The organism is Mesorhizobium sp. M2A.F.Ca.ET.039.01.1.1, from assembly GCF_003998035.1.
GTDB lineage: Bacteria > Pseudomonadota > Alphaproteobacteria > Rhizobiales > Rhizobiaceae > Mesorhizobium.
Window position 1 is genome coordinate 1 of record NZ_RZRY01000338.1, and the last position, 6,846, is coordinate 6,846.

11 protein-coding genes and 1 pseudogene are annotated in these 6,846 nt (G+C 61.7%); 4 read left to right on the forward strand and 8 right to left on the reverse strand.

Features of this window, described 5'->3' with window-relative positions:
* The 8 genes and pseudogenes from EOA24_RS22790 to EOA24_RS43210 all read right to left on the reverse strand — a co-directional run.
* A pseudogene (locus EOA24_RS22790) lies at nt 1–231 on the reverse strand (hypothetical protein); the annotation flags it as partial.
* A 161-nt stretch (nt 232–392) separates the two neighbouring features.
* Nucleotides 393–722, reverse strand: coding sequence for a hypothetical protein (locus EOA24_RS22795; protein ID WP_126081301.1), 330 nt, complete (start codon nt 720–722; stop codon nt 393–395).
* A 2-nt stretch (nt 723–724) separates the two neighbouring features.
* Nucleotides 725–1,084, reverse strand: a complete 360-nt coding sequence (locus EOA24_RS22800) for a hypothetical protein (RefSeq protein ID WP_126081300.1) — start codon at nt 1,082–1,084, stop codon at nt 725–727.
* Entirely contained in the window at nt 1,084–2,304 is a 1,221-nt protein-coding gene (locus EOA24_RS22805) for a divalent metal cation transporter (RefSeq protein WP_126081299.1), read from the reverse strand. Before EOA24_RS22805 ends, EOA24_RS22800 begins: the two co-directional genes overlap by 1 nt.
* Nucleotides 2,301–2,735, reverse strand: a complete 435-nt coding sequence (locus EOA24_RS22810; protein ID WP_189354143.1) for a hypothetical protein — start codon at nt 2,733–2,735, stop codon at nt 2,301–2,303. The genes EOA24_RS22805 and EOA24_RS22810 overlap by 4 nt, the downstream gene beginning before the upstream one ends.
* A 238-nt stretch (nt 2,736–2,973) precedes the next feature.
* Nucleotides 2,974–3,957 (reverse strand): alpha/beta hydrolase, encoded by a 984-nt coding sequence (locus EOA24_RS22815; RefSeq protein ID WP_126081297.1) that lies wholly within the window; start codon nt 3,955–3,957, stop codon nt 2,974–2,976.
* A 62-nt stretch (nt 3,958–4,019) separates the two neighbouring features.
* Nucleotides 4,020–4,265, reverse strand: a complete 246-nt coding sequence (locus EOA24_RS22820) for a hypothetical protein (RefSeq protein ID WP_126081296.1) — start codon at nt 4,263–4,265, stop codon at nt 4,020–4,022.
* 285 nt (nt 4,266–4,550) lie between these two features.
* On the reverse strand, nt 4,551–5,027 hold the full coding sequence (locus EOA24_RS43210; protein WP_126081295.1) for a DUF768 domain-containing protein: 477 nt from the start codon (nt 5,025–5,027) through the stop codon (nt 4,551–4,553).
* A gap of 236 nt (nt 5,028–5,263) precedes the next feature.
* Here EOA24_RS43210 and EOA24_RS22830 point away from each other — a divergent pair, with 236 nt between their 5' ends.
* From EOA24_RS22830 to EOA24_RS22845, 4 genes are all read left to right on the forward strand, one after another.
* Nucleotides 5,264–5,581 (forward strand): low affinity iron permease family protein, encoded by a 318-nt coding sequence (locus EOA24_RS22830; protein ID WP_126081294.1) that lies wholly within the window; start codon nt 5,264–5,266, stop codon nt 5,579–5,581.
* A gap of 157 nt (nt 5,582–5,738) precedes the next feature.
* Nucleotides 5,739–6,257 carry a ferritin-like domain-containing protein gene (locus tag EOA24_RS22835; RefSeq protein WP_126083715.1) on the forward strand — a complete coding sequence of 173 codons (519 nt, stop codon included), beginning with the start codon at nt 5,739–5,741 and terminating at the stop codon, nt 6,255–6,257.
* Between the two features lie 64 nt (nt 6,258–6,321).
* The gene (locus EOA24_RS22840) at nt 6,322–6,417 is read left to right on the forward strand and encodes a pyrroloquinoline quinone precursor peptide PqqA (protein WP_126064473.1); all 96 of its coding nucleotides are present in this window, start codon (nt 6,322–6,324) and stop codon (nt 6,415–6,417) included.
* Between the two features lie 125 nt (nt 6,418–6,542).
* A partial coding sequence (locus EOA24_RS22845; RefSeq protein WP_245501831.1) for an MBL fold metallo-hydrolase occupies nt 6,543–6,846 on the forward strand: 304 nt, incomplete at its 3' end.

Below are 6,846 nucleotides of genomic sequence, written 5' to 3' on the forward strand. Positions count from 1 at the left end.
GCCGAAAGCGGACAGGCTCGATCCGATATCGCGCTGCGCCTGCTCGGCTTTTTCGGCGACCGCCTGCCGGGCTTCGGCCGCATACGCCCCCGCCCTGCGGGCGACCTCGTCGCGGGCATCGTGAAGCGCTTCACCCGCGCTTTGGGTTTCCTCCTGGATCCTGTCGGCAAGTTCGTCCTTTGCCTTGCCAAAGTCGGCGGGCTCGCGGCCCCGATCGTTCTCGCGCTGCATGGTGCCTCCTAGTGAAAACCGAGGAAGGAAAGCACCGCGAGCACAACGACGATCAGACCGATGAGATAGATGACACTGTTCATGGCGCAGCCTCCTCCATGCGAATCCAACTTCGCGCAGGCTGCTATGTTCCCCCGCATGGGCAGCTTTTTAGCAAATCGTCATTTGCCCTCGGGCTTCGCCTTGAAAGCGGCAAGCTCCTCGTCGCGGCAGAGCAGCCTGGGGCGCGTCGGATCGGAAATATCGAGCTTGTCCCAGGGAATGCGATAAAGGCCTTCACGCCGCCGCAACGCGAAGAAGTCGAGCAAGGCGGTGCCGATGGTCGAAGCGGACAAGCGCTCGAACGCGGCAAAGATCCCGACATGGAATTCGGTGACGACAAGGTCGCTGCCGTCCCGCTCGGCGATGATCTCCTCGATATAGCCGATGCTCCTGCCGTGCTCGGAGAACACGCGCCTGCCGGCAAGGTGATCGAGGTGTACAGTCGCCATGCTCACGCTCCCGGTATTCGGCCGACCACATGTTCGCGCAGCCAGTCCTGCCAGGCGAAGATCCTGGTCCGGCGGACGTCGATTTCGAATTCTAAGTCGACGCCGATATCGCGCACCTTGTCCCAGGCGATCCGGTGGGGCCGTGCCTGCTGCTTGCCGCTCAGCCTTGCCGCGAGCTTCGCCGTCCATCTTGCGGGCGCCGAGCCAAGCCGTCGCGCCAGCGCGATCGAGCCGAGTTCAACGGCACTTACACTGGGCTGCTTGCCCGGCGTCAGCTCGGCGACAATGCTGTCCACCTTGCCGATCTTGACCTGCTCGCGATCGACGACCTGCTTGTCCAGTATGTCGCGCAGCAACTGCATCACGTACCTCCGAATATCTGCAGTGGAATGGACACCACCGCCAGCACGAAGCCGAGCGCGATGACGAAGATCACGGCCGCGTTGGAAACCACGCCGTTGCGGTGCTCGCCGACATAGCGGTCGTCATTCAGCAGGAAAAGGAAAGGCACGACCGTCAGCGGCAGGCTCGCCGCGGTCAGCGCCATCGAGAAGATAGTGAGCTTCAACGGGTCGAGACCGAGCGTGATCGGAACGGCGGCAAGGAAGAGCGTCAGCGTGTAGACCAGGCTGAAACCGGGATCGTCGCGGGGCTTGAGATCCTCGCCCCAGTTCCAGCCGAACCCTTGTGCGACGAGATAGGCCTGCTGCAAGGCCACTTCGAGCGCGGCGCCAAAGCAGGCGATTGCCAGCGAAGCAACGAAAAGGACAAAGCCCCAGAAGCCGAATATCGGAATCAGCATCAATGGCAGCTGGTTATAGTCGTCCACTTCGGTAACGCCATGAGCGCCAAGCACGAGCGCGGCCACGACGAGAACGCCCACGGAAATCGTCCCGCCGAAACTCATGCCGAGGCCGGCAATCGCCCGATTGGTGCCGAGATAGCTCTTGTCCCACTGATCCTCGATCGCGCCGGAGGAATAGAACATGAAAAGGTAAGGCGAGATCGAGGCGCCGAGAATGCTGACGGCCATGAACCAGTATTTCGCCGTGTCGTGGTGCGGCAGGCTGGGCACGGCGCCGACAGCCACTTCTTTCCATTCAGGCCGAAGCATCACGGCCGCGACGACGAAGCACACGGTGACGAGGCCAAGCATCGACACCCCTTTCTCGATGAGGCCAAACGTTCCTTTCCACAGCAGCAGCCACGCCAGGAAAGCCACCGGCAAGGCCCACCATTGGAAGCCGATACCCGTTGCGAGCTCGGCGGCAATGGCAACACCGCCGATCTCGGCGGAAAGCACCAGGAAGTTGACCAGCAAGACCGCAAGCAGCGGCCAGATGAACGCATTGAAGCCGAACCTCTCGCGGATGCCGTCAGCGATGGTGTGATGACTGACCGCAGCGAAGCGGCCGGCCATCTCGACCAGGAAGATGATGCAGATGGTGCCGAGCACGACCGCCCAGATGAGCTGGAAGCCGAACAGCGCGCCGGCCTGTGCCGCCGTCGCCATCGACCCGACCTCCAGGAAGCCGCCGACGCTGGTGACGACACCAAGCGAGATCTCGAGCAGCTTCTTCATCGGCCCGGCGAGAAGTATTGTCGATAGGCGGCGGCGAGGTCGCCTTGCGCGGCGCGAAGTTCCTGCTGCGCCTGGCTGGCCTCGGCGTGCTGTCCGGCCTCGACCGCGTCCTTGGCCCGCCTTGCCGCGTTCGACAGCCTGCTGAGAGCCTCTGCCAGCGCATCCCGCTTTGCCTGGTCGGACGGAGACGCCGATTGCACTTGCCGGCCGGCGTCGGCGAGTGTCTCGGCAAAGGATTGCAAGGCGGACGATGCGTAGCGGGACGGCGCGGCGCCGGCGAGCCAGGCATCACTTACCATCACCGCCGACTGTACCGTCGAGGCTGCAAGCTTCGATTGCTGGTCGACGGTTTCAGACGAGGAGCAGGAGGCAAGCGCCAGCGCCAGCAGAGGCAGGGAGGCCCGGCACGGCCGGGCAACGGTGCGCAACATCTTCCACTCGTTGCAATCGCTTGAAATCACGATGATAAAGCCGCACCCACGGGAAAGTTCCTCCGTGTTCGGGATTTGCGCCACCGATGCCTGCTGCAGGGCGCGCGCGTAGACAGCTTTCGGCTCTTCTACCCTGGCCGGGAATTGCAATTTCTTGTCGGTAAAAAACGAGGCTGGTTCTCCGTTGGAAGCCCGCCGGACCTCGGCCGTATTACTTTGTTCCGCGGGCCCCGCGCACTTAATCATGTCGTACGAGCCGGCGCTTCGCCATGTCACCAATATTGGCAAAAGCCGCAACCTTGTCGATCATCGCTAGGATCGCCTTCGGATTGCTTTGATGCACCATATGTCCGGCACCCGGGACGATATCCAGAAGTGAATGGCTTATCTCGCCTTGCAACCGCAGCGCCTCGGTCTTGGCATCGAACAGCTGGTCGCCCGCGCCGGCAATTATCCCGACAGGGACGGCGATTTCGGCATATTGGCGATTTGGGAAAAGTGCCGATGCCAGCATCAGGAAGGATTCAGCGGAGATGGATCGCAGTTGCGAGGGCCGGCTCGCCAACCCTCTTGTCGTTGTCGCGAAAGGGATCGCGATCGTTGCCGGATGAAAAATCTTCTTCATCGCCCAGCGCCAGTTCAGCCTGACTAGCGAAGGCAGCACCGCGTGGCGCAGCACCGTCCCGATCAGCGGAACCGCCGGCAGCGCGGAGATGACAAGGGCAAGCCTTGGCGACGGGTAATGATAGCCGGCGACGACAACGGCGCCGGCAACCGACCGGGGATGCCGGCGCGCCATTTCGAGCGCCACCGCTGCTCCCCAGGAATGGCCGACAACCATGTAGCGCTCGATGCCGAGTTTCGCGACCGCGGCATCGATGAGGTCGGCCTGGGCAGCTGCTGTCCAAGGTCTGCCGGCCGGGCGTGGACTCATGCCGAAGCCGGGCCTGTCGAAGGCAAGTACGCGATATCTAGCGGCGGCCCTGCCGAAGATGCCGCTTGTCTTGAAGTCTTCCGCCGAGGCGCCATTGCCGTGCAACAGCAGAAGCGGTTGCCCGTGGCCCGCCTCCAGGAAATGCAGCTTCGTTCCCCGGAGATGGATGAAGCGCCCGAGCGGACGTGCGGCCAACGCCCGTCTCGCCAGGAGATTGTTATAGAGCGCCAGCCCGAACGTTGCGGCCGCAAGCAACAGAAGCAGGTTCTTCCTGGACTTTGCCGTCATGGTTGGAATTTAGGCGGGGGTGCGAAAGCAGGCGAATTTTTGCAGTGGTGGGCTGCTTGCTATCAGGCCGACCCTTTCTGAGGCAGATCAGTCTCTTCCTCGGTTTGGTCGCGCAGGCTTTGCTCGGCCTCCTTCTTATCAGTCCCGCCCGACAGCTTTTGCCGGGCGAGCTCGCGATCCACAACCTTCCGCGAGCCTTCAACCGGATCTTCTTGCGGCGAATCCCTGTCCGCTCCTGCTTGCTGGCCGGTCCTACCACTGCTTGGAGTGGATCGCACAGGATCTTCGTTTTGGCGCGACTTCGTCATTGAGCACCTTCTCCGCTTTGGTCGGATGTCTGCTGGCTTCCGGGCAGGCTGGAGGCAGGGTCCAAACCTTTGTGGCCGCCCTTTGTTCCGTGCGCGGCGCGACCGGCCTCGCCACCTTCCGCAACCGGGCAGAACCAACGGCTGCTCACTGCAACAAATGTGGTTGAGGCTGAACCGCTGCACTTCTACGACTGCGGCAAGCGTCCGGTTGCCTGCTGCGTCCGCCTCGCGATGGAGGAACCATGACGCGCCACTCTCCACTCAGCCTTTTGGAATTCGAAGCGCTCACGCAAGCAGCTTCGAAACTGTCGAAGGATCACGGCGAAACGCTGGAAAGCGTGGTGACCTCATTGTTCGAAGCGCTGCGCGAAGGAGAGACCTGCCCAAAGGCGGTTCTGGACGCGGTAATCGCGGCGCTTGCCAAAGGAGATCCGCTAGACTAGTCGGCCGGCCTGCCGGACCCCTCGGTATCTGTTCAGGCTCAACGGCTTCCAGGGTATCGATCACAGGCGCCAGCGAATTCTCTTCATCTCGACTGGATTCCGACCCTCTGTTTTCTTCGCCGATTTTGTCCAGCGCGCGTTGGATGGCGTCTTCAATATTGCCGACCTCCTGCTCCCGCACCTCGCGACCGTAACCGGCGGCGTCGGCGTCCTGTTCGAATTGCTGCGCCAGCATCGGAACGCTGATCTCGGTTTCGGCGGGCAAGTTGCCGACATTCTCTTCCAGCCAGCTGCGCAGGAATTCTTTCGTCGCGTTCATGAGCACCTCCTCCTTGACGCGAGATAACTGGACGATGACGCCGATGTTCCCGCAAATCCTAGACCGCGGGGAATGAAACGGATCGCCGCACCGTGGGGAGCTTGAACACTCTGGCAATCTGCTCGATGGCTTTCCACGGCGAGAGCGATTGACACGAGGGGACGTTGCCGCCTCGAGCTAGGTTGCAGCCCAACATATCCAGCGGGAACCCGGATTGCTCTCAGCCGTTCGCAGGCATGGCAACATTGCAGCTTCGAGAAGCGCTGACCAAAGTCGGCACACTGACGTCCCGACCGGCGGCCTTTTTGGTTTTGGGCGGCTACACTGTTGCTTGGTACTTCTTCGAGCGGGAGACGCTTGACTGGCATGGCGCCGCGACGCTGGTCACCTGGGCAATGACGCTGTTTATTCAAAGGGCCGAGCATCGCGACACCCAAGCGCTGCAGGCGAAGCTCGATGAGCTGATCAAGGCCAACGACAAGGCTCGCAACGAGATCGCCGGAATGGACGACAAAGAGCCGGAGGAAATCGAGCGAATGCGCGATGTCGGATAAGGCGGAAGTTAACTTCCTCATCGACCGGACTGCCTTCAGAGCCAAGTCGTTGAGAGTACGGCGCCAGCGATGATGACACTCTTGTCGGAACTTCGGGTCTCCGGGCGGATTAGGAAGAGTGCCGCAGGCACATCCCTACACCCAAGGAGGACCTAAGATGCCGAAAAAAGCTTCGTCCGCGACCTCGAACGGCTTGGAAAGCCTGTTCTTGGACGGACTAAAAGACCTCTACTACGCGGAAAAGAAGATCCTGAAGGCTTTGCCAAAGCTGGCGAAAGCAGCACAGTCCGAAAAGATAAGCGCCGCTTTCGAAAAGCACCTCAAGGAAACCGAAGACCAGGTGGACCGCCTGGAGCAAGTCTTCGACATGCTCGGCAAGCCGGCCAGGGGCAAGACCTGCCCGGCCATTGACGGCATCATCGAGGAGGGCTCGGAAATCCTCGAAGAGTACAAGGACGAGCCGGCGCTTGACGCAGGGCTGGTTGGCGCCGCCCAAGCAGTCGAGCATTATGAAATCGCGCGCTACGGCACGCTGATCGCATGGGCCGAACAGCTCGGCCTCAAGGATGCTCTTCCACTGCTCCGGCAGACTTTGAAGGAAGAATCGGCAACCGACGAGGCGCTCAACGCTCTTGGTGAGAGCGACGCCAATCAACGTGCCTTGCAGGCGGCCTAGCAACGCCCAACACTTTGCATTGGCGGCGCCGTCGCTCCGTGCGAGCTGCAGAAAGGAGAACTCGATGAAGAAGACCTGGAAGAAACCAACCATGTGTCAGGTGGCGGCGGGCTTCGAAATTTCGCGATATCTGCCTGCTGAAATCCGGCGGAAAAAGTAGCCCGTGAATTGCATGCCCTGCTCAACGGGGCATGCAATTCTTTGCGATATCAGAAGACGCGGACGCAAATCGACCGCAGCCGCAAAAGTGGCGCCGGTCAGTTGGCCCGCGGGGCATGCATTGCCATGCGCGTGAAGATCATCGGATCGGCGGCGGGAGGCGGCTTTCCGCAGTGGAACTGCAATTATCGCCTGAGCCGCGCGGCCCGCGCCGGTGTGCCCGGTCTGCGCTCCCGAACCCAATCGTCCGTCGCCGTATCGGCGGACGGAACAGGTTGGGTTCTCTTCAACGCATCGCCCGACATCCGCCAGCAGATTGCGCAAACGCCCGAGCTGCAGCCCGCGGCCGACGCACCGCTGCGCTCGACGCCTATCCGCGCTGTGGTGCTGACCAATGCCGATGTGGACCATGTCGCCGGCTTGCTCAGCC

Coding starts and splice junctions, on each gene's coding strand:
- EOA24_RS22795 (WP_126081301.1), bottom strand. CDS start 722: ATGGCGACTGTACACCTCGATCACCTTGCCGGCAGGCGCGTGTTCTCC.
- EOA24_RS22800 (WP_126081300.1), bottom strand. CDS start 1,084: ATGCAGTTGCTGCGCGACATACTGGACAAGCAGGTCGTCGATCGCGAG.
- EOA24_RS22805 (WP_126081299.1), bottom strand. CDS start 2,304: ATGAAGAAGCTGCTCGAGATCTCGCTTGGTGTCGTCACCAGCGTCGGC.
- EOA24_RS22810 (WP_189354143.1), bottom strand. CDS start 2,735: ATGTTGCGCACCGTTGCCCGGCCGTGCCGGGCCTCCCTGCCTCTGCTG.
- EOA24_RS22815 (WP_126081297.1), bottom strand. CDS start 3,957: ATGACGGCAAAGTCCAGGAAGAACCTGCTTCTGTTGCTTGCGGCCGCA.
- EOA24_RS22820 (WP_126081296.1), bottom strand. CDS start 4,265: ATGACGAAGTCGCGCCAAAACGAAGATCCTGTGCGATCCACTCCAAGC.
- EOA24_RS43210 (WP_126081295.1), bottom strand. CDS start 5,027: ATGAACGCGACGAAAGAATTCCTGCGCAGCTGGCTGGAAGAGAATGTC.
- EOA24_RS22830 (WP_126081294.1), top strand. CDS start 5,264: ATGGCAACATTGCAGCTTCGAGAAGCGCTGACCAAAGTCGGCACACTG.
- EOA24_RS22835 (WP_126083715.1), top strand. CDS start 5,739: ATGCCGAAAAAAGCTTCGTCCGCGACCTCGAACGGCTTGGAAAGCCTG.
- EOA24_RS22840 (WP_126064473.1), top strand. CDS start 6,322: ATGAAGAAGACCTGGAAGAAACCAACCATGTGTCAGGTGGCGGCGGGC.